Origin of the sequence: Leptospira fainei serovar Hurstbridge str. BUT 6 (assembly GCF_000306235.2) — a bacterium.
GTDB lineage: Bacteria > Spirochaetota > Leptospiria > Leptospirales > Leptospiraceae > Leptospira_B > Leptospira_B fainei.
This window is the reverse complement of the sequence record NZ_AKWZ02000002.1, coordinates 16,175-38,910: the sequence shown is the minus strand read 5'-3', so window position 1 is coordinate 38,910 and position 22,736 is coordinate 16,175. Positions and strand designations below refer to the sequence as shown.

Below are 22,736 nucleotides of genomic sequence, written 5' to 3'. Positions count from 1 at the left end.
AATAAGTAGCAATCGATTAAATTACAATTGGATATTTCCGAAATTGCTAATTATGATATTGCGGAAGCAGCTTATTATAAAAGCTGCATCGATCAACTTCTGCTATAGATTCGCTTACTTAAAAATACCTGTTAAAAACGGTTTCTTCTTTTCAATGCGTATTTTTCAGAACAGCCTGGATTTTATATCCGAGGTAATTTTCGTGAAGCAATTTTTCATCGATAAGATTCAATACTTTACCGCCATGGGGAATATCGCCTAAATACGCATCTTCATAATTAACATAATTATTAACTATGGGGATTTCGGAAATGACAGTGTTCATAGACGCTAATTCGAAGGAATTCTTTTCGGCGATTGCCTTCAGAGTTACTGGCGAATAAAGATTTACATGCTCCAATCCGTCAAACATCTTGCATTTTTCCTGGAGCACTCTTGCAGCTAACGAGTGGAAGTTCGGAACCTGAATGAAAATCACACCGTCCGGCTGGAGTAGACTTTTCATTAACTTCAAATATTTATGTCCATCTTTGATGTGTTCAAACACATCCCACAACGTAATCGCATTAAACTTAATTGGAAATTCGATACTTTCAAGCATCTGATTAAATGCCTTATGACCTTTCTTTTTGGCATATGCAATCTCGGCTTCGTTCAGTTCAACTCCCCATGTATCCCAACCGTTAGCTTTTGCAAGGTCTAGAAAGCCACCTGCAGAACATCCTACGTCTAGAATAGCTCCTTTTTTCGTGTGTGGAGTTAACGCTTCTAGTCCTTTCATGTATATTTTTTTATAAAAATCGCTTTCATTTTCGACGACTTCGGATTGAACCGTGTTATTGCCGGTATAAAATTTCGTAAGAGAGTCATCCGTAAAGACGGGGTTTAAGTATCCCATACCGCATTCGTTGCATTTAACGTAAACTCCTCCATCCGCGTTAAAAATCACCCTCTCATTATTTTTAAAACAAACAGGGCAGCTTCGTTTTTCGAGATATTCTGATTTAAAAAAACCGGTTTTAGGATCCTTAAAGGAATCATGATATCGCTTTGCAGCGTCGTACATAAACTGCCGACCCTCGTGGAGTTTTTTTGCCCCTATCGCCAAAGCCATATCCTCTGGCCTACTCGTACTATTGCTCACAATCACTCCTTTCCATCAGTAAGTTAATCTTTTCAAAGAGAATAATATCGTAAATCATCTACGCAAGCAAAAAAGCAATTGTCGGTAGTGATTAAGCGGGTCGGACAACCTTATTCTGAGGAGGTAAAAATCCGTCGATTGCCTGATTAATAAATTTGTCCAATAAGTCTTTTGATCGTGACTTTTCGCTCTTTCATTCCGTCCGAATAACATCCGATTCGCGTCTTCGAAAAGCTCCCGCACCAAGGATCTTCAAGCTCGGCTAATTCTATGACGAAGTAATCAATCTAGACTAAATCAGAATCAATCAAGAATTGAACAAAGTTACTTCAGATTCGCGAATGATCGGCGGAGGTAACTACTCTCCGGTAATAAACCATTCTTGCGGGTTCTTTCTAAAATATCGTATTCAAGGACTCGGTTCAGGGTTACTTCAACTAAAGCAACTGGAAGCAATTATTAAGCAAAAAGAAATGCTCCGAAATCGCCCCCTGCTAGGATAAATCGAACTCAAGCCTCACGGATGTCCCTTCATTAGGCTTCGACCGAATACTTATCGAACCCTTGTGAAGTAAGACGATGTTTTGCGTCAAGGATAGGCCGATTCCGTTTCCTTCCGCAAATTTCCCATTGTCCCCTCGAAAAAAGAAATTAAAAACGTTGGGCAGGTCTTCCTTTCCGATTCCAATTCCGCAATCCTTAAATTCAAGAATCATTGAATTACCTTTGCTCATTCCGATAAAGACCTGAGATCGGTTGTCGTTTGAAAACTTGCACCCGTTTTCGATAATATTCAGGAAAGCTAATTTTACCAGGTATTCATTCCCGCTCATAGTGAGCGCTTCGGATTGTTCGAAATCTTCGCTAAAGACTAAATCGACATTATAGTGCTTATTTTTAGCGACCAATTCGGATCTCGCATCCAGCAACACTTCATCGATTCTAATGCGTCTAAAACTGATTGCAGACGGATCGTAACTTGTTTTGGCGAGATCAAGTAAATCGCTTATCAGTCGGACCAATTTTTTTGCATCGGACAAAGTTAATCCGATGATATTTCTGTATTCTTCGACAGTCCTTCTTTTGTTTTGTGATAATTCAAGTTCGGCAACGATAGCCGATAGCGGAGTACGCAATTCATGCGATATATTGGATACAAATTCTTTTTGGGCCTTAAACGATTTCTCCAATCGATCCAACATTTCGTTAAAGGTTAGACCTAACTCTGTTATTTCATCTTTACCTTTTCCGACGACGATTCTAGAATCGAGACTGGTGGCGGTAATCTCCGCGACTTTACTGATGAGCTTCGATACCGGGTCTAAAGATTGCTTTGCGAATAAACGGCCTAAAACCAAGGTCAGTCCGACCATAATGATATAACCGGCAATCAATCTATATCTGAGTTTCTGCAGAATCGCAAAACCGTATCCATCCCTGGCGGCGGCAGTTATGATATATTTCTTTCCCCCATGGATATGCAATAATCCGACGGCCTGTAAATTGTTCGTGTAAAATTTGATTTCACCTTTTTCAAGGATATCTTGGAACATCGAGCGAGTTTCTTTTACTTTATCCAATTCCACAGAATCATGATATAATAGATTCAAATTCTCGTCGTAGATGGCGATTTCCTCCTCGAAAAGTGTGTTCGGCGAGCTTTTATAGATCAGTTGCAGTACTTCGGGTGGAACTTTTGCCTCTAACAATAATTCCGCTTTCGTTACCGCCTGGCCTTTTAACCTCTTATAATACTCTTCTTCCCGATTATTGCTGAATGAAGCGTAGACTATTAATGCGAACATCAACAGTAAGATGGAAAAAAGTGCGGTGAATAAAAGGGTTAATTTAAGTCGAATTTTCACGTTTCAAGAACCCTCTTTCAAGATAAAACCCATTCCTGATTTCGTGTGAATCAATTTAGTCGGAAAGTCCTTGTCTATTTTCTTTCGTAAATAGTTTATATATACGTCTATAAAATTCGTTCCTGTGTCGAAATTCGTTTCCCAAACCTTTTCCGCAATTTCTCGCCTCGATAGAACTCGACCGTTATTTCTCACTAAGTATTCCAAAAACTTAAACTCTTTCGGAGTTAATTCGATCTCGACTCCGGCACGAGCGACCGTTTTGGTTTGCATATTCATTACTAAATCGGAGAATTTAAGCAAAAATCCGGAATTGCCGCTAGCGTTAGTTCTTTTTAATAAAGTTCTGATTCTTACATGAAGTTCCCTGAAATCGAAAGGTTTAACTAAATAATCATCGGCCCCCGAATCGAAGGCTTCGATCTTATCGTCCGTAGCCCCAAGTGCAGTCAGCATGATGATTGGAATATTCGGCTTTACGGTTCTGATCTCTTTGCATAATTCCAAGCCGTTAAAAACGGGAAGGACTATATCCGTGATAATTAAATCGAATTCGTAATTTAACGCCAGCTTCCTGCCCATATTACCGTCATACGCGACTGAAACTTCGAAACCTTCCTCTTCCAATCCTCTTTTAATTAGATCGGCCATTCGGACATCGTCTTCGATGATGAGGAATTTCATACGATACTCCTTTTTTTCTCCTTCTCGCTAATTTGAAAATCAAAATCTTGAGATGCAGTAACTCACGACGATCATCTACAGCCTTTCGCGAAAGAAGCGGTTGTAGGAGAGACAAAAAAATCTGAGTTCCGAATCTCCCTAATATCGACATTCGGTGAACGTTCGGATTTTTATTCGCTTCATTTCTACCTTTCCCGCTGGAAAGAAACGTTCATTTTTCTTCCGGAAATTTGACAAATTATCCGGAATTAATCCTAATGAATTTCTAATAAAATTCTAATACTATGTTAAGGTTTCAATCCTGAAAATCTATTGTTAAAGTTATCATGATCGAAGTTTCGTGTAAATAGGAATCGAGAAAGAAATAACTTTCCGTTCTTAAATGAAATGAATGCTTTATCCCTAATTAAGATTTTTCTTCGGGCTTATAGTAAGGTCGTTTTCGACCTTCCACTTTGGAGAATTCCGAAAAGAATAGCGAGCGATAAAGCTTTAGCGCAATCGATGAATCGATGGCGGGACAGATTTGTAGAGATTCGGTTACATGTATTCTCATTAAAAATTGGCGGACTCGCTTTTTTATTTTTCCTTACTTATCCTCTATATTCTCAGGAGAAGGACCGTTGGGGAGAACTTATCAAGGAGAACACAGCCGTCAGTCTGGAGGAAAAGCAAAGACAAGAGGATTTAGAAAAGGAGAAGTACGGGACCAAATATTTTTCTTTAAATCCGGGGATTAGCATTTCACACACGGAAGCGGCGATTCGCAGAGGAGATTACGTCGGATTGATGACGCAATCGCATTATGTGAAGCCAAACCTGTTTCTTGAAATTAAATCTAGAGATTTTAAAATTTCGGATTGGTTTGGATTCCAATTCTTGAATAGCACCTCGACCTTCGAAATGGATAATCAGGAAGTGGATTCTCTTCCGGATAATATCACCTTCAATAACTTTGGATTGGTGAATTTTATAAACACTCGACTACAGAATAGAACGAAGCGGGAGGATCTTGGCACGGATATAAAAGGATTCTATTCCTTGCTCTTACCGGTAATCTATCTCGGAAAATCCAATTCGGACGGTTTTCGATTAGGTGTCGGTGGAGGAATCGGATATTTAGAGGCGAACGGAGATCTGTATATCAAAAATAGAAACCAACCTTTCCTGGCTTTAAGCAGCGTGGATTCTTCCGGAAATTTTAATACTCAAGAATATGTACAAAACTTGGGACTCTATAATTATTCGGCCGGCTTAAAGGACCCTTTAATGCTTATGAATTCGCTTAACAATTCCACCGGTTATAACCAGCAGACATTTGCAGCTATCGTCCTAGCTGACGGATATACGAGTAGAAAGTTAGATCTACTAACTTTCAATCAATTGGTCTTTAATTTAGGAGTGGATCCTTATTCGGCTGCATTCCTAAGTTATAAACCTAAAACAAAAGAGCATATTTCGAATCGGGATGCGCTTGCCCTTAACGCTTTTTTGGAATTTCCGACGATATACGGAATTAAATCAAAATTATCTTATACGGTAATCTCGGCGCATATTCAGAATCAATTTCACGCGAGCCTTACCAACGTCACAATCTCGGCTTTTTATCCGATACAATTTTGAGCGAGCAGTGATATGAAATATCGAATCCTTTACTTACTGGCACTTTTTCCGATAACGAGCGCATTTTCTCAATCGGATTTAATGAAAGAAGCTCCGGTTAGAGAAATCGATTTTCAAACCTATCTCAATGAAGTACTGGATAATAATTACGAACTAGCGTCTAGAAAATACAACGTCGATATAACGAAATCCGAAATAGACGTCGCTCGTAAATTTCCCAATCCTAATTTCGTATTGGGAAATCAATCCGCGGATATATCCTCTAAGCATTTACCTCAGCAATGGTACGCCGGTTTTCAAGGGACAATCGAATTAGGAGGAAAAAGAGGCGCTCGCATCGATTATCAAACGGCCGTCGCAGATCAATCTCGGGCTCAATTTGCGGACTTTCTCCTCCAACTTAGGGCGGACGCGACGATTACATACGTAAATACACTCGCGATCATGCTGCTTACAAAAAGAAAAGAGGAGTCATATAAATCCCTTTTTCAATTGGCCGAATCGAATGCCATAAAACTGAAATTCGGCGACATCACCGAACTCGATGTGACGCAATCCCAAGTCGAAGCGAATCTAATGAAGAACGATCTGATCTCCTCCGAATCGGATTTGAGAGCGGCCGCTTTGAATATGATTCTCTTTATGTGCAAGAAGGATAGAAGCAGATTATTCTATCCTCAAGGAGATCTGAATATTCAGCCAAAGGAGTATGATCTTGAAAAGTTGATCAGTTTCGCTCTCGAAAACAGACCGGATATGATCGCGGCAAGATACGACAAAGTTTCCTCCAAATATAATTTAAGACTAACCGAAGCGAACCGGGTCCCGAATTTCAATTTCGAAGTGGCCAACAATTTTTATACAAGGTCCACTAATGCGACCGGACCGAGTCCCTCCTACTATGCCTTGACATACTTTTTCGGAGTTACTATGCCTCTTTCGAACATGTACACTGGAGATTTGGAAATGGCCAAATATAGGATAAGTAAGTCCGAGGTCGATCTTGAAGCCGCCAAATTGAAAGTTGAAGTGCAGGTAAAAACGGCTTACTTACAATACCAACTAGCTAAGGAACAGTTGAAAATCTATAAAAGCAGTATCTTGGCCGACGCCGAGAAGGTTTTTCAGGGAAGAATGTATAACTACAGACGAGGAAACACCACCCTGACGGACGTATTAGCGGCCCAACGAACCTTAAATAGCGTTTACTTCGCTTATTACCATGATCTTAGAAATTACGTTACTAAAGTAGTCGAATTGCAGAGAGCGGCCGGTATATGGGAGATTAGTATATGAGAAAACTGTTAACTTTGATACTACTTTCGTTTTTATTTAACTCTCTAAACTGCAAAAAAAAGAACATCGATTTCGAGCCGATCGAAGACTTTAAAATTGAGGGTGATTATTTCATCATTCCCGAAAATTCACCGCTTCGAGGTAAAATCCGCACTGGAGAAGTTCATCTAAAGGATTTCGTAAAGGAGATCCAGGCACCGGCCTCAGTGGAGGCAAATTCCACAAAGATGGTCAAAGTAACTCCTCCTTTGGTCGGAAGAATTGTTAAACTTTATGTAAAGCTAGGGGAGCCCGTCTCGCCGGGTAAGATTCTATTCAGCATCGACACGCCGGAATTGGCTCAAGCGCAAAAGGATTATTTAAGCGCCAAAGCTCAGCTACTACAGGCGGAAATCGACTTGACTAGGCAAAGCGATCTACTAGCGCACGGAGTCGGAATGCAAAAGGAAGTGCAACAGGCAAAAACCAATTATGACGTGATCAAGAGCCAATTAAACCAATCCTCAATACGATTAAAAATGTATAAAATAGATCCCGAAAATACCGCCTTGGGAGAACCCTTAAAAGTATATTCTCCCATAAAAGGAAGAATCGTATCCATGAATATCGCACCGGGTGAATTTCATAACGACGCTAACGAAACGTTAATCACGATAGCCGATCTTTCCAGCGTCTGGATAACGGCAAACGTTCAGGAAAAAGACATCAGGTTCGTGAACGCAGGAGATCCCTGCTCTGCGAGAGTTTCCGCTTACCCGGAAGAGAATTTCAACGGAAAGGTCCTGTTCATGGACGATATTTTGGACTCGGAAAGCAGAACGGTGAAAGTCCGTGTGGAATTCCGGAATCCGGAAAGAAAGCTAAAGCCGGGGATGTTTGCCACCGTTATCTTCCAATCAAAACCGAAGAAAAGCATATTAATTCCTTCTAAAGCATTGATACAGGAAGGCGATAAAAAATTCGTGTTTGTCAAAAAGTCCGAGAAAAGCTATGAAAAGCGGGAGGTCAGAACTGACGACACCGAATCCTTAGCCGAAGACGTAGTGATAATAGACGGTCTGATCGTCGGCGATCACATTATTACGGACGGAAGTTTCTATTTATTGAAAGTAAAATAGATATGCTTCCGATCTTCTCCTCGCATATGAATCACAAAATTAGAGTAAAATGATCCATAAATATATTTTAAAGTCGATAGAAAGACGAGTTTTGATATTCGTACTATTCATACTTTTATGCGTATTTGGATATTATTCCTGGACGCAATTATCGATCGAAGCCTATCCCGATATAGCCGACGTCACCTCCCAAGTGATAACGCAATTTCCCGGAAGAGCGGCGGAAGAGATAGAAGAACAGATCACCATTCCCCTTGAGCGAGCCCTCAACGGAATACCCGGCTTGTCCATCATTAGAAGCAAAAGTACCTTCGGACTGTCCATTATTACCTTGGTGTTTCAGGAAGGAGTCGAAGATTATTGGTCTCGTCAGAGAATTAAGGAAAGAATTGAAGGAGTGCAGCTTCCCGGTGACACGAAACCCGAGCTGGATCCGTTGACTTCTCCGATAGGGGAAATTTTCCGGTATACCTTGGAATCTTCCAGCAAAGATTCCAGAGAGCTAAGGGAATTGCAGCGATGGGTAGTGATTCCTAAGTTGAAGCAGGTGATCGGCGTTGCCGATGTTTCAAATTTCGGCGGCATTACTACCCAATTTCAGTTGGAAATTGATCCGAATAAATTGAATCAGTTCAATATATCTTTGGCTCAGGTCATCGACACCATTCAAAAGAATAATACGAATTCCGGCGGAAGTATCCTAAGAATGGGAGACCTTGCCTACGTAGTAAGAGGGATCGGATTGATTCGCTCGCTAGAAGATCTTGGACGGATCGTCGTCGATACTCGAAAAGGGATTCCGATTTTTTTGAAAGACTTGGGAGACTTAAAGTTAGGCGAACTCGGAAGAAAGGGAATCTTAGGGCGGGATTTTAAGACCGACGAGGTTTCCGGAATCGTTTTACTGCTGAGATACCAAAATCCGAGTGCGGTCCTTAAAGGAGTTCACTCGAAAGTGGACGAGCTGAATAACGGACTCCTCCCTTCGGGAGTGAAAGTCGTTCCATATATGGATCGGATCGATCTCGTGAACACTACCCTCAGGACCGTCTCAAAAACGCTTCTAGAAGGAATCGGATTGGTGATAGTAGTTCTCATCCTTTTTTTGGGGAATGTCAGAGGCGCTTTACTAGTCGCTCTAACTATTCCGATCTCGTTATTGATCGCATTCATCTTGATGAATTTCACGAATATTCCCGCGAATTTGCTTTCGTTAGGAGCCATTGATTTCGGCATTATCGTCGACGGTTCCATTGTCATGATGGAAAGCATTCTTAAATTGAAAGAGGAGAAAGAGACTGACACATTACAGATTCCTGACGTAGCAAAAGTTGCCGCAGCAGTGGCCTCCCCTATCTTCTTCGCCACCCTAATCATAATAACCGCCTATCTTCCTCTTTTTGCATTCGAAAGAATCGAACGAAAATTATTTACACCGATGGCCTATACGGTCGGGTACGCTTTGGCTGGTGCATTATTCATAGCTTTAACTTTGATTCCGGCTATTTCTTATATAGCCTATAGAAAGCCTCAAAGACTCTATCACAATAAGTGGTTGGAAAAAATTACGCTTCTTTATCAAAAAAGAATCACTATTCTGATAGAACATCCGGTCAGGATTTTACAGTTCGCAGGCGGAGCCTTATTGCTATGCTTTGCCCTTTTTGTCGTTATCGGAAAGGATTTTTTACCGGAGTTGGACGAAGGATCTATATGGCTTCAAGTGCAGCTTCCTCCGGGAATTTCTCTAGCGAAAGGCTCGGAAATGGCCGACGAATTGCGAAAAGAAACGCTGAAGTTCGAGGAAGTCTCGCATGTCATTACCCAAACCGGGCGAAATGACGACGGCACGGATTCCTGGACTCCATCGCATATCGAATGCTCGATAGGATTGAAACCGTATGATACTTGGAAAAGCGGTCGAACCAAGAGGGAGCTTGTAGGAGTACTCAGGAATCACTATTTAAAAATGCCCGGATACACTATCAGCTTTTCCCAACCGATGATCGATAACGTAAACGATAAAATTTCCGGTGCTCATAGCGAGTTGGTGATTAAGGTTTTTGGAGACGATTTTAAGGAGACTCGAGAGCTTACGAAAAAAATTGCGGATGTGCTAAAATCGACTCCCGGTTCCTCCGATGTCGGAATCGACCAGGAACCGCCCCTGCCTCAAATACAGGTAAAAATAGATCGAGGAACCGCGGCAAGATATAGTTTAAACGTATCCGATATCTCCGATTTGATAGAAGCGGCCATCGGGGGACAAGCGATTTCAAATCTGTTTCTCGGCGAGAAAAAGTACGATATAACGGTTCGATATGGGGAAGCGTTTAGAAATACCCCCGAAGCCATTAGCAATTTAATGCTCACATCTCCGAATGGCGCAAAAATCCCCGTTTCTCAAGTCGCGAACGTAAAATTAACGACCGGTGAAAGCACGATTACCAGGGAATCCAATCAAAGGCACTTAACCGTTAAAGTTAATCTTCATGGGCGAGATCTATCCTCGTTCGTTTCCGAAGCGAAGGATAATATTTCTCGCAAAATAAAATTCGATTCTAAGAAATATAGAATAGTCTGGGGAGGTCAACTCGAGAATCAAGAACGGGCGAATCGAAGACTATCCATAATTCTTCCCCTTATATTAAGCGTGATGTTTACGCTTCTCTACGTAGCCTTCGGAAATTTACGACATGCCTTTTTATTATTGTGTATCGTGCCCGCGGCTCTTCTCGGAGGACTTATTGCATTAATAGCACGAGGAATGACCTTAAACGTATCTAGCTCTGTAGGTTTTATCGCGCTCTTCGGAGTCGCAATTCAAAATGGAGTGATTATGGTATCTCATCTAAACGGATTGATAGAAAATAAAGTACCGTTGAAGCTCGCGGTTATATCGGGTGCTACGGATCGGTTAAGGCCGATTTTGATGACCGCTACGGTTGCAGCTCTCGGGCTTTTTCCGGCATCTATCGCGACAGGAATCGGAAGCGACGTTCAAAGACCGCTCGCAACGGTAATCGTTTACGGACTTATCACGGGTACCGGTATCACTCTTTTTGCGTTACCCGTGCTTTATTACATACTGGAAACTAAATTCACTCACAGAAAAACGAATAAAAAATAATCTCGCAAGCGGCTATCGATTCTTTTTATGTTCTGATAACGAAGTAAATAGATGCTTGGAATTTTATTCAAAGAACGACTTATAACAGAAAACCGGGTCAATACGCGACGAGAATGCAATAGATTACATCGACGTAATAAGTATGCATATATAGGACTTGGATATATTCTAAAATTAGAATATATATTTTAACGGGAACCGGCAATCATCGGGAACCGAAAATCATTGCGTGTATGTCTAGCGAGATTTACTTTCTCATTTATTTTCTTTCGCAGCTTCGAGATGGACGGAAGATTCGGATCCGACAATTCGGCTCTTTGTAGAATTGATTCGGCTGTCTTATCGCCCGTCGTAGCTAATATATTCGCATAATGGACCAGATAACCTGCGTGTTCCCTTTTTCTCAAAACTAGACATTCGGCGGTTTCCAAAGCGCGGGAAATTCGGCCGATTTGAAAAAGGGAGAGCGATAATAAAAATAGATTACTGTTATCCGCAGGTTCCAATAGAAAATATCGATGTGCGAACAGACTTGCTGCACGGAATTTTTTTAGTTTATAATATAGACGTGCCATCGTCCTCAAAAGAGAAGGATGCTTGTATCCGAGCTTGTACGATTTTTTGAGTTCGACAATTGCTCCCTCCCAATCGTTAGCAATTTGCTTCTGTCGGAATATATCAAGAGTCTGGATAATATTTCGAGTTATTACGGTTTTGCTCTTTCCAAATTTACGAAAGGCGAGTCGCATAAGTGATAGATCGTCGGTAAGCTCGCCTTTCTCCCGTATCGATTCGTATAGTTTTTCCAAATCTCCGTTCGATTCCTCTATAAGACGAAGAATCATATTTTCATCCTGGTTTTTTTCAAGAAATCCGTCTTCGCCGGAATGCAGATTAATATCATCCTTTCCGTCCGAACCTGTGATTAGTATATCCCCATCCCGAAGCGTGAATATGTCCACGGAAAGGTAATGCGCGATTTTTTGGGCTTTGCTCTTATTGTTTTCGTTAATTATAAAAGGATTTACTCCTAATTTCAGAAAGAAATTCGACGGAGGAAGATGTTGAGCCTTGCCTTTTCTAAATAGAATCGGCGCCGGGTAATCCGAATTGATCGTATATACCGTGCCCGTTAATTCATCGACTGCTCCTATTAGGATCGAAATCAGCATTGTTCCTTCAAGATTTTCAAAGACTTTTTGAAGTTCGGTAAAACTATTTCGAATCCATTGCTCGGGAAGAAAATTTTGCCAATATTCGGATAGCTTCGTACGTTGAATGATCGACTCGAAAACCGAACCGGTTATTAACGCTCCCGCGGCTCCTTGAATGGATTTCCCCATCGCATCCGCGTTCATAAAGACGGTGTACTTTCTATTTTTCAGAAAAATATTATGAGCGCCGCAGAGATCCCCGCCGATCGAGTATTCCTTATTCTTATAAGTGAAATGTTTTTTTTGTCTTAAGAAGAAGTCGATTTTTACATTTTCACCTCCGGTTTTGTTTTCGCCGAGAGGTTCGAGCAGCAAGGAAGTCAAAAAGTAATCAGCATCTTGTTGATGCTTGAGTTCCTGTATTTCAAGAAGTAGTCTGGATAATTCCTCCGTACGTTCCCGCACTTTCTGTTCAAGATTTTCGTATAAAAGCGAATTTTCAAGCGATATAGCCGCCTGAGATGAGAGTATATTAACGACTTGAAGGCGATCCGGCGTAAAGGCATCGGCCGTCAGACGATTTTCAAGATAAACCGCTCCGCTCAATCTCCCTTGATTCATAATCGGTGCACACAGAATCGATTGCGGCTTCACTTCTATAATATACGGGTCGTTTTGAAACTGAATATCTAACCAAGCTCGACTTAAGACGATGGGTTGCTTGCTTCTCAGAACATAGTTGATAATCGTTCTGGGAATCTTTTTACTTTGGAGTAATAATTCGGAACTTAGAACATCTATCGTACCGTTCGCGCTACCTTCGGCTCGAATAACCCAGTTCCTATTTTCTTCCAGAACTAAAAGTCCTTTTTCTGCACCCGTATTTTGAATTAAGTTTTGCATTAATTCGGAAAGAAGTTTATCGAGCCGGATTTCGCCGGAAACTGCTTGCGATGCTTTTAATATCGTGGTTAAGTCCAGTGTATTCGATCGATTATTGTCAGTGGACGAATGTGTTTCGCGCAAACTTATAGAATCCATCTTTTTAGCGGAATTGGATTTTCGAATATAGTGTCCGTAATTCTCTTCAAGCTGTTTTACCTTTGCCGTAGCTCCCCAACTAGAATATAAATAAACCGCCTCGGTCATGTATGCAGTCGCGGCTTTTTCGATATCGTTAGCGATATAGAATTTTGCAGTGTATTCGTTCACTAACGCTTCATTGATTGAAAAGCCGGCTAGATGCGATTCTTTTACCGCCTTCTCGAAATAAGCCCCAGCTTGGTTTTGTCTACCCTCCAACTGAGCCTCTAAAGCGGAAACCAACAAGTCGTGGGCTAAGAAATTCACCGGGTTTTTTTTACTGTAATATCGCAACAAAAAACGATTCAATTTATAAGCTAACCTAAACTTCAGGCTTAGGGATTTCTTGGTCGAAATTTGATACGAAAGACAAGATAGCACAAAATAATAACGAAGTTGAAAATCGAGCATATTTCCCAAAACTTCCAATACGATCCGGAATCCTTTCCAACCGTGCGAGAGCGCGGCCTCCCAATTTTCGTGCATGAAGCTCTGAATCATTTTTAAGGTATGATAATAAGTGCGAATCGTAAAATTCCCGGGAGTTAGCATTTCCCTTTCGTAATCCTCCTCGTTAAAAGAATATGGATCGGCGGAATTATTATCATTAATCGTTAAATTATTTAAAAAATTCAGGATAAAGTAATGATTCAGAATCACCTCTCTATCTTTGTGTTTTAAATACATTTCGTAGATCTTTTCGTTCTCCTCCAAAATGGATTCCAGATTCTTATCCGTGAAGAAGATGCTTTGGATTCTCGAAAAAGTCATCGAATAATCGGCCCAATTAATTGTACCTGCCTCGAGAGCAGTTTTTAAAGCGGTGTCGACGTACCACTTATGCTCACGCATGGGCAGCACCCAATGTATATTAAAATTTCCGATTGCAAAGTGAACTTTCGCTTTTACGCCTATATCGTAATATTTTTCCGAAAGTGTCTCGGCTAGTTCTGCGAATTTAAAGGCTCCTTCCAATTCTTTCGTCACTCCCGACATTATTACCGCAGTCATTGCGTAAGCGAATCCCGAGTAAATCGAATTCCCGTATTTTAAACAATGCAGGGCCATTAGTAGACTGATATAGCCCATTAAATCCGGAAAAACTTGGTATGAGGAAGGGACTAAATCGTAAATGATTGCACATACGTTAAAAACGCGCTTGTCGGTGATTTCGGGTAATTCCACCAAATCTCTGGCTTTTTTAGCTCCCAATCGAATTCTAAATCGAGCGTAAAGAAGCGCTATATGAGCTTTCTTAACGTTTTTCGGTATCGTGATACCTAGATATTTAAGAGCTTCAATTCCGATCTCGATTCCTTCCCGATGTCGATTCAATTGATAGAGTAAATTAAGATAAATTTGATATATTGCGGTTTTATGGTCCTGTCCGATCGCATTTTCCAATACTATTTTTACGTCCCGCTCGCAGTCCTCAAGGAGGGCTGCGCTATATTCGCAGGCGGCTTTTTCGGAATACAATTCGAAAGAAATTTCATACTGGTTCTTCCAGTGGGTTTCGTTTAAAAGGGAGATTCCTTGCTTAAAAAAGTTGATAGCGCTATTATACGCACTCGAATGTTTCGCTTTTTTACCGGCGAATAGATTAAGTTCGGTTAATTTATTCTTCTCTGAATCTTCGACTAATAGTCCGGAGCCCAGGTTAAATTGGTTTACGATGGAGAATATCCGTTCTGGCAATTGGCTCGATTCGGTCCGATCAAGCAATAATCGCCCTATGGTCAAATGAACTTTTTTTTTGTGTTCCTCGCCGATACCCGAATAGGCCGCCTCCTGGACCTTGTCATGTAGGAATTGAAAATTCGTATCGAGCATAATATCGATTTCGAATTTTTGCCGATCGGGATCCGCTTTGTTCTCCGGAGACGTTCTTTGGAGTAGTTTATAGTTATTGTCCAACGGAAGAATTAATCCTTCTTCAACCGATTTCCACAAGTCGATTAACGTATCTTGTTCGTTCTTTTCATAGACGATGGAAATGATTTTAAGGGAAAATTGGCTACCTACACAACTACCCAATTGTAGAATTCTTCTAGTTTCCTCCGGCAATCTCCCTATCTTCTGAGACATTAGGTCGACTACGTTACTCGTAACGTTTTTAGATTCGATACTTCGAATGTCCCAAATCCATTTTCTTTTTGCAAAATCAAAGTAAATCAAATTATCTTCATATAGATTTTTCAGAAATTCGTTAACGAAAAATGCGTTTCCCCCCGTTTTCGAGTAAATGAGGTCGGACAAAGGAGTTAAAAGTTCTCGGTCCGTTGACGCAAGTGATTCCATGGTTAGATCTCTTACGTGTTCACTCTTTAGCGGATTTAATGCGATCGATCTAACGGAACTTCCTGATTTTCGAATTTCATCTATAGTCAACGAAAAAGCGTGAGTTCCATCCACTTCGTTTTCTCTAAAAGCCCCGATCAGGAGAAAATATTTCTCCTCCGCTCCGGTGAGTAAAATTTTGATGAGATTAAGCGAACCGGAATCCGCCCATTGAAGATCATCGACAAAAATTACCAACGGATGTTCCCGGTTCGAGATAGCCCGAATAAAACTCTGGAAAACCTGATTTAACCGATTAATCGATTCTTGAGCGCCCAATTCCGGCACGGCTGGTTGCTTTCCTATAATCAGTTCGAGTTCGGGAACTATATCGATTAAGACGCTTGCATTCGGTTGCAAAGCGTTCAATATTATTGTTTTCCAATTCTCCAATACATCTTCGCTTTCGGTCGCTAGGTATTCGCATAAATCCTTTAGTGCAAAACGAATCGCATAGTAAGGAATATCTCTTTGGAACTGGTCGAACTTTCCGGAGATAAAAAGCCCTTTTTTTTCCGTAATCGGTTTGTGAACTTCATGGACCAAAGCCGATTTTCCAACGCCGGAATATCCTCGAACCAACAAAAGTTCACTGGCTCCTTGACTAACTCTTTCGAAAGCGCCCAGTAAAATTTCTATCTCTTCGGAGCGTCCGTAGAGCTTTTGAGGAATTTGGAGGCTACCGGATGAATCTTCGAGTCCTAAGGGGAATTCCGAAATTTCTCCCCCCTGGTTAAGATTCCGAAGACAGCGTTCTAAATCGGCAGCGAGTCCCAAGGCGGATTGATATCTATCTTCGGCGGCCTTTGAAATCAGCTTCATAACGATATTAGAAAGTTGATGTTCGACGGAAGAATCCAATTCGTGAGGGCTTGGCGGGACTTTCGCTATATGGCTATGGATGAGATCGATAGCGTCGTCCGATTTAAATGGAGGAGCTCCCGTCAGCATCTCGTAAAATGTAATGCCCAAGGAATAGAGGTCGGATCTGTTATCGGTACTTCGATTCATTCGTCCGGTTTGTTCCGGCGCTATATAGGCGAGTGTTCCTTCCATGGTGGCAGTAGCGGAATAGCGCGCTTTTTCTCTACTTAATCGGGTCGATAATCCGAAATCAGTTATATAAACGCTTCGGTCATCGTTTACGATAATATTAGCGGGCTTGATGTCCTTATGAATGACACCCTGTAAATGTATCTCACCCAATATTTTGCTTAATGGTATCGCTATTTCAAGAAATGATAATGAACTCGATTTCCCTTTTCTAATTATATTTTGCAGGGAAATCCCGTTTAGGTTGATCAAAATAAGAGCATATCCGTTCCCATGCCGACGCAATTCTAGAGGTTTGACGACTCCTTCAATGGTTAGCTCCTTACTTAATTCGTATTCGTGCCGAATCCGAGCTATATCCCTAGTATCCGGATATTCCGCAGCTAAAACTTTGATGATGAAGGAGAGCGACCTATCCGTTTTAGAAACCGCTCGATACACGTTCGTGCTGGAATTCTCTTGAATTGTCTCGATGATGTCAAAATCGTCCAACACGTTCCCGTATCCCCTAAATCTTTCCTAAGTGTACAATATTCTATTTTAGAATTTATGAGACATGAATCAGGCCGGTATTTTTTTCCGTTTTGAGTTAAAGGAAAGCACCATATCGAATTCCGATCAGCCTTTTTGGTAGCGTTTAAGTAGACGCAAGACTTTAATTAAACTCCTAAAAATAATCAATCATTTTAGAAGATTTTTGAGTCGTTATATGACCGAAGCCGTATGCAAAAGGGGAATATCGGGAATAATAAGCTATGAAATCGTTCGTACGTAAAGTATTCGGATAAAAGTTATTGACTACTGAGGAAGAATTTGGTCAATCAGGGATCGGTTCTTACGCGAAAATCGTGAAACCGAACGATCGTGATGCCTTTAAGGCATACTTTCGCCAAACCTGCATAGCGCATTAAGCGTTTCAATCCGAACTTTGCATTCGACTATCGATCTTTGACTTGAGAAAAGAGCGGCTTTCAATCGTCCTCCTCCTCCGGCAATAACGGTTCTATAAAATAGGCAATGAATTCCAGCTTCCCGGTCATACCGGTCTTTCGGTAAATTGAGAGAGTTTGATTCTCTATAGTTCTCAGACTTTTTTTCCGGATAGCGGCAATTTGCGGATTCGAAAACCCTCTTAACAAATACTTGGCGAGTTCTTGTTCCGACGGAGTTAATTCCCACCTGCCGAATTGAAGCTTTACCGATCTCCAAAATTCCTCTCCAAGTTGAGTTCCTCTCGGAAAGTTCAATTTCATAGTCTGCCTGCTCAGACTTATCTCCGCTTCCTTGACTAATTTTCTCGCATTCGACAGTTCCAAATATAAATTAAAAAAAATGACTATACTGGATATCCCCAGGAGGACCTCGATGAAATTAACTTGAACGGAAAATCCGGTTTTATAGAAGGAGATTTGTTCAATGGAAAGAACTTCCATTACTATCCAGACGACGACGAACGCGATATATAATAAATATAAACTGGATATTATCCTGAAGTTATTTTTCATAAATCAAACTCAATCGATATAAATCCGCAAATTAAAGTCGGCGTTGATAAATGAATAAGTAATTCCCGCAATTGCGGATAGTACCTATATACAATCGCCTTGGACATGTTAAACTCCCTTTCGCACGCTTCACTCCGCTGACTTCACAGTATTGCGTCTGCTGATAAGAATAGTAGTTTGTAGCGGCATTCAGATATTTTCAAACGAAAATAATAGTACGAATCGACTTTAAGGTAAATTTTTATATCATTCTTTCCGGAGGAAAGTGCATTTGGAAATCAATACAAAATCCTGGATAATGGATTATTACGACGAAAACGAGATTCATTTCTACAGAAAGCGAAAGACCTATTTTTCAGGAAAGACTCAATTTCAAAAAGTGGAATTTGTTGAACTGCCTTCTATCGGTGAGACCCTAATCATCGACGGGGAATTACAATCCGCAGCGCAAGATGAATATATTTATCATGAATCATTGGTCCATCCCGCATGCTTGCTGAATAAGAAAACCGAACATGTTTTGATAATCGGCGGCGGAGAGGGTGCCACGCTAAGAGAAGTACTGAAATATAATACGATTAAATCGGTGACGATGGTCGACATCGACAAGGAGTTGGTTCAACTTTTTTCCCGGAAAATGCAAAATTGGCATAAAGGAGCTTTTCAAGATCGCAGAGTTAATTTGATCTTTGAAGACGGTCGTAAATATTTGGAAGCTACGAACGAACGCTTCGACGTAATCATCTTGGATTTAACGTCTAGCTTTGGCGAACGGGTCGAGGAGAAATTCGATCCGATTCTCAATCTATATTCAAAACAATTCTATTCTATCTGCTCCTCGAAGCTGAAGAAAGACGGAATTATCGCGATTCAGGCCTTAGAACTCACTCCTGCCGACTGGTCTGAGCACGCAGTGATCCGAAGATCTTTAGCCACCGCGTTCAAACATGTCTTGAGCTACACGGTTTTTATTCCCTCATTTTACACTACCTGGGGATTTCTTCTCGGCTCCCAGAGTCATAGCTTTGAGACTCTTTCTCCCAAGAAAATCAATAGCATAATCGCCGAAAAAAAATTGGAGTCGAAATTATGCTCATTCGACGGCAATGCTTTTATCGGGACAACCAATCTGCCGAAAGACCTACGGAAGAATATTATGAGTAAAGGCAGTATTATCGAAGATGATAAGCCGCTTACAATTTATCCGAAAGAAATGGAGTGAAAGCGATCTCCGAACAATTCGATTGTTGTAGTTTGAATTAACCGATTAAAGGAACGGTACCTTTTAGAAAATCTAATATGTTTGAAAATACTTGGATAGATTGAAATTCTGGAAATACATGAAAGTAATTTCAATTCTAGTCCCCCTCCTCTTATTTCTCCTTAATTGTTCAGCGAGCACAATCCAGGAAAAACCGGAAAATAAGAACGGTCGGACCATAGTCGTTCTCAAAGACCCTTTCATTTCGATAAAAATCGATAGCTTACGTACTTTAACGGAAGCTGCTAAAGGAGAGGAAAAGAACGTCGAAAAAATTGAGAAAGAGAAGTTGAAGTTTGCAAAATGGATTAAATTAAACTTAAATAATAAACTTTTTCAATCTAACCTGCGTTCGGAGCCGATTGACAATCCGGACTACACTGTCGGTATCGAAATAAAGGATATGGGTGAAATCCGAGGATCCGTCGTCGCATGGAGCATCTTTACCGGGATAACGACCGGATTACTTGTTGCAGTCATCACGGGCCATTCCGAATTAGGAGCCGGCGTTTTCCTGTACGAGGTTGTAGAAGAGAGTTTATTTCCCATCGTAGCGCTGACTTTGTTATACGAATATACGTGCATAGTCACTGCGCAATACATCGTCGAAGATTCCCAAGGAAATATCGTCTTTAACGAGACCTATAACGCATTCAGAAATAAAGGATTCTATAGAAAGATACGAAAGGAAGATCATCATTTGCGGGAGATGGTAGTGAAAGCGAGCTTGGATGATGTAAATTCGGATTTTACTAAGGAATTCCGGGAATTCCTTAGTAAGCCTAAGCCTTGACTCAACTAAAATCGCGAAATTCCGACTTCCAAATATAAATATGCCAAGAATAAGCTATCGACAGAGAATGGAGTGAGATTAATGGCTTCTACTATGGTTCGCCGAGACTATACTGCAATTCTGAAGTAATATTCTTGTAAAGAGTTTTTATTTCAGTCGATTATATTGAAATGTGCAATCTTTCCATTAAGAAGATGCCGTAGAGAATCGGGCTTAGTCGAAAAGAATTTATGGGCTTCGAATAGCATTATGTTTTTATAATAGAGTGCATTCTAATTTCATAGGATTGGAATGCTTTCTTTTTTTGTCGCTCGAACGCATTTCTATCGATACTGCCTATCCGACTTTATTCGAATCCATTGATTTAAGATATTCTCTTGAATCTTTAGTTCACAATATTTTCTTACGTGCCTAACCAAGATATGGCCAATCTACTATGAACCCGATTAAAATACGATCCGGGCGGTCGATCTCGTTTTTCAGCGACTATTCATTTAACTGACAATCAGCCAAATTCATTGCAAATCTTTCAAATGTCTTCAGCCTATTATTTACGCTCAACTTGCGTATTCCAGGGAAACCTATGCTATTATAAAAGGATATCGTTCAATGAAAGGTATCAATAAATTTCCGAAACGAGCGATAAAGAATTCGGAAACTTTAATCTCCTGCTTATTGTCAATTAGCCGTTGACAATATTATCCGATTAATAAATATTTTCTTGATAAAATTGGCTTCTTAAGATTATTTCATCGCGGAGTACAATTATGGAAAAAATGCACGAGGAATATGCGGCTTACTATAACGCTCGGATGCGACGATTCGAAGGGAATCCCCTCTACTCTCGTTCGTTTATAGCGGAAAAAAGGATGTCCGACGCGATTGCAGGTTGTTCGAAGCTCGAAGATTTTCGCCTAATAGTCGAGAAAGAGCATCCTGAAGTTCAATGCGCTATCGCACTTGTAAAAGACCAAGAGACGGCAAGACTCGCTCATTTTAAAAGAACGGAAGAGCCGATTCGAGCAATCTCTTCCGAGCGAATTTTGAAAGAGATCGACGAGGCAAAATCGGCGATGGATGTGCCGACAATAATCTCGAAAATCGACCAGGAAGTCTCCATTCTTATAACGGTCGATAATTTTATAAGCGGATTTTATTTCGATTTTACGGCGATAGAGAATCTTATCGTTGCCGAAGCCATTAAGGACGAGGTTCCTAAAGAGTGGTATCAGGAAGTAACGGACAGCATCGCAGAGCAAATCAAAGACCATGCGGAATTATTTCGAAAAACGACGTTGCCGAATAATCGAAATTATAAGCCGGATTGGAATTACGATTACGGCCTGATTTGGGAAATTCGTCACAGAAGAAATATTCCGTTTCCGGATGATGTTGTTAAACGAAGAATTGAAGATCATAAACGATTGATCGGAATTTCCTGAAAGGAAAAATAATATGCCTATTGATAAGATGATGTCCGATCCGATGTTAGGAACTTTCCGAAACATGGTTCAGGAATGTAAGGATAAAAATTTGTCCGGCCCGGCTTTCGACAGCATGCTTGCCGAAATGAATAAAATGGAAAAATACGCCGCCGATATGGACGACTTTGGTGCGTTTAGTGCCAAACTTATGACCGAGGGATGCTTTGCGAATTTTAGCGCCGCATATTCGCAAGTTCTCGCCGGGTCAGCAAAAAGCGCATCGCAATCTTCCGGCTCCGATATCGATGAAGATGAGGGTTTTCTAAAGCAAACGCTTTCAGCCTATCAAAGCGCTCTGGACCGTTATGAGGATGACGTAAAAAAAGGGATCATGAAACCGAAAACGGCCGCATTGCTACGTGTGGGAGTTCAGGCGGTAATCGATCTGGGTAAATCTGGAATAACCTATCCGGTGTTTCTCCGCCTGCTGATCGAAAAAGGTCTGGACAAAGTTATGGAAGGATCCGCTGTCCTTCGAGACGGGCTCGTTACGGATATTGATTGGGCTAAATTTTATAATCTTCCTCTCTATATTCAAAGGGGAGAAGAAATTTTATCAAAATTCGACGAACTAGCCGCGAAAGCTACATTTAAAGTTCCCGATAGTTTCGAATTCGGATTAGCTAGGCGTGAAATAGAATGGAAGCATGAGCCGGCGATTATTAAGTGGAAAGCCATTACCGAGCGTTGGGAAAAGTTGATCGATATAGTTAACGATTGGCTTGATTCGTATACTAATTTTGCCCCGAAAGATGAACGATGGGTGGATCCGACAAACCCTTCGGCAACTCCTAAAAATATTCGCAGAACGAAGGAACTCAGTCCTTTTAGGCTTAGGGAGCGGGAGAGAATACTCAGCGAATCCTTTAATCTATCTTGGAACGATATCTTCACTCACGAAACGTATCTTCTCGCTTGGACAAACGTGGATGTTTCTATTTCTGCGTCTAAGATTGAACTTCTTAAAAAAGCTTATCCACTTTGCAAACCGGGTGGAGCTCCTACAGAAGAACTAATCAAGGAAGCGGAAGGACTACATGCGACTAAATCGGATTGGCGAATTGCCGAAAGAATCGCGGTCGGAGAAAAAATGAAGGCGAAGTATGACGAACTTTACGGTGCAGGAGCTTATGATAAGGAGTTCGGAAGCAAATAGTGTTGTACTCTACGATTGATATCGGAAGCCTCTTTTCCTACTGCAAG

13 protein-coding genes are annotated in these 22,736 nt (G+C 41.0%); 8 read left to right on the top strand and 5 right to left on the bottom strand.

Annotated elements, in window-relative coordinates; genetic code table 11:
• Positions 1 to 151: 151 nt before the first annotated feature.
• The 3 genes from LEP1GSC058_RS01590 to LEP1GSC058_RS01580 all read right to left on the bottom strand — a co-directional run bounded on the left by LEP1GSC058_RS01590 (position 152) and on the right by LEP1GSC058_RS01580 (position 3,693).
• Positions 152 to 1,144, bottom strand: coding sequence for a class I SAM-dependent methyltransferase (locus LEP1GSC058_RS01590; protein WP_198014371.1), 993 nt, complete (start codon positions 1,142 to 1,144; stop codon positions 152 to 154).
• Positions 1,145 to 1,638: 494 nt separating this feature from the next.
• On the bottom strand, positions 1,639 to 3,009 hold the full coding sequence (locus tag LEP1GSC058_RS01585) for a sensor histidine kinase (RefSeq protein ID WP_016547964.1): 1,371 nt from the start codon (positions 3,007 to 3,009) through the stop codon (positions 1,639 to 1,641).
• 3 nt (positions 3,010 to 3,012) lie between these two features.
• A complete protein-coding gene (locus tag LEP1GSC058_RS01580; RefSeq protein WP_016547785.1) occupies positions 3,013 to 3,693 on the bottom strand; it encodes a response regulator transcription factor in 681 nt (226 codons plus the stop codon).
• Between the two features lie 387 nt (positions 3,694 to 4,080).
• On the opposite strand from LEP1GSC058_RS01580, the gene LEP1GSC058_RS01575 reads away from it, so the two are divergent.
• The 4 genes from LEP1GSC058_RS01575 to LEP1GSC058_RS01560 are packed head-to-tail and all read left to right on the top strand — an operon-like array spanning position 4,081 to position 10,860.
• The gene (locus LEP1GSC058_RS01575) at positions 4,081 to 5,316 is read left to right on the top strand and encodes a hypothetical protein (protein WP_016547829.1); all 1,236 of its coding nucleotides are present in this window, start codon (positions 4,081 to 4,083) and stop codon (positions 5,314 to 5,316) included.
• Between the two features lie 12 nt (positions 5,317 to 5,328).
• Positions 5,329 to 6,612, top strand: a complete 1,284-nt coding sequence (locus tag LEP1GSC058_RS01570; protein ID WP_016548113.1) for a TolC family protein — start codon at positions 5,329 to 5,331, stop codon at positions 6,610 to 6,612.
• Positions 6,609 to 7,730, top strand: a complete 1,122-nt coding sequence (locus LEP1GSC058_RS01565) for an efflux RND transporter periplasmic adaptor subunit (protein ID WP_016548210.1) — start codon at positions 6,609 to 6,611, stop codon at positions 7,728 to 7,730. Before LEP1GSC058_RS01570 ends, LEP1GSC058_RS01565 begins: the two co-directional genes overlap by 4 nt.
• 49 nt (positions 7,731 to 7,779) lie before the next feature.
• Positions 7,780 to 10,860: an efflux RND transporter permease subunit gene (locus tag LEP1GSC058_RS01560; RefSeq protein WP_016547982.1), complete on the top strand. Its 3,081-nt coding sequence runs from the start codon at positions 7,780 to 7,782 to the stop codon at positions 10,858 to 10,860.
• Positions 10,861 to 11,048: 188 nt separating this feature from the next.
• Here the strand turns inward: LEP1GSC058_RS01560 and LEP1GSC058_RS01555 are convergent, their stop codons facing one another.
• Both LEP1GSC058_RS01555 and LEP1GSC058_RS20250 read right to left on the bottom strand, forming a co-directional pair.
• Positions 11,049 to 16,985 (bottom strand): trifunctional serine/threonine-protein kinase/ATP-binding protein/SpoIIE family protein phosphatase, encoded by a 5,937-nt coding sequence (locus LEP1GSC058_RS01555; protein ID WP_016548043.1) that lies wholly within the window; start codon positions 16,983 to 16,985, stop codon positions 11,049 to 11,051.
• 476 nt (positions 16,986 to 17,461) lie between these two features.
• Positions 17,462 to 17,995: a helix-turn-helix transcriptional regulator gene (locus tag LEP1GSC058_RS20250; protein ID WP_039947902.1), complete on the bottom strand. Its 534-nt coding sequence runs from the start codon at positions 17,993 to 17,995 to the stop codon at positions 17,462 to 17,464.
• A gap of 271 nt (positions 17,996 to 18,266) precedes the next feature.
• Between LEP1GSC058_RS20250 and LEP1GSC058_RS01545 the strand changes: the two genes are divergently transcribed.
• The 4 genes from LEP1GSC058_RS01545 to LEP1GSC058_RS01530 all read left to right on the top strand — a co-directional run bounded on the left by LEP1GSC058_RS01545 (position 18,267) and on the right by LEP1GSC058_RS01530 (position 22,689).
• Complete coding sequence (locus tag LEP1GSC058_RS01545; RefSeq protein WP_016547891.1) at positions 18,267 to 19,217, top strand: spermine/spermidine synthase domain-containing protein; 951 nt, start codon at positions 18,267 to 18,269, stop codon at positions 19,215 to 19,217.
• A gap of 118 nt (positions 19,218 to 19,335) precedes the next feature.
• Positions 19,336 to 20,049: a hypothetical protein gene (locus LEP1GSC058_RS01540; RefSeq protein ID WP_016548063.1), complete on the top strand. Its 714-nt coding sequence runs from the start codon at positions 19,336 to 19,338 to the stop codon at positions 20,047 to 20,049.
• Positions 20,050 to 20,816: 767 nt separating this feature from the next.
• Positions 20,817 to 21,491: a hypothetical protein gene (locus LEP1GSC058_RS01535; RefSeq protein ID WP_016548187.1), complete on the top strand. Its 675-nt coding sequence runs from the start codon at positions 20,817 to 20,819 to the stop codon at positions 21,489 to 21,491.
• Positions 21,492 to 21,504: 13 nt separating this feature from the next.
• Entirely contained in the window at positions 21,505 to 22,689 is a 1,185-nt protein-coding gene (locus tag LEP1GSC058_RS01530; protein WP_016548121.1) for a hypothetical protein, read from the top strand.
• Positions 22,690 to 22,736: the final 47 nt, after the last annotated feature.

Bases quoted from the DNA above. Each gene is read 5' to 3' on its own strand.
- LEP1GSC058_RS01580 (WP_016547785.1), bottom strand. From the start codon at position 3,693: ATGAAATTCCTCATCATCGAAGACGATGTCCGAATGGCCGATCTAATT.
- LEP1GSC058_RS01570 (WP_016548113.1), top strand. From the start codon at position 5,329: ATGAAATATCGAATCCTTTACTTACTGGCACTTTTTCCGATAACGAGC.
- LEP1GSC058_RS01530 (WP_016548121.1), top strand. From the start codon at position 21,505: ATGCCTATTGATAAGATGATGTCCGATCCGATGTTAGGAACTTTCCGA.
- LEP1GSC058_RS01565 (WP_016548210.1), top strand. From the start codon at position 6,609: ATGAGAAAACTGTTAACTTTGATACTACTTTCGTTTTTATTTAACTCT.
- LEP1GSC058_RS01575 (WP_016547829.1), top strand. From the start codon at position 4,081: ATGAATGCTTTATCCCTAATTAAGATTTTTCTTCGGGCTTATAGTAAG.
- LEP1GSC058_RS01560 (WP_016547982.1), top strand. From the start codon at position 7,780: ATGATCCATAAATATATTTTAAAGTCGATAGAAAGACGAGTTTTGATA.
- LEP1GSC058_RS01535 (WP_016548187.1), top strand. From the start codon at position 20,817: ATGGAAAAAATGCACGAGGAATATGCGGCTTACTATAACGCTCGGATG.
- LEP1GSC058_RS01540 (WP_016548063.1), top strand. From the start codon at position 19,336: ATGAAAGTAATTTCAATTCTAGTCCCCCTCCTCTTATTTCTCCTTAAT.
- LEP1GSC058_RS20250 (WP_039947902.1), bottom strand. From the start codon at position 17,995: ATGAAAAATAACTTCAGGATAATATCCAGTTTATATTTATTATATATC.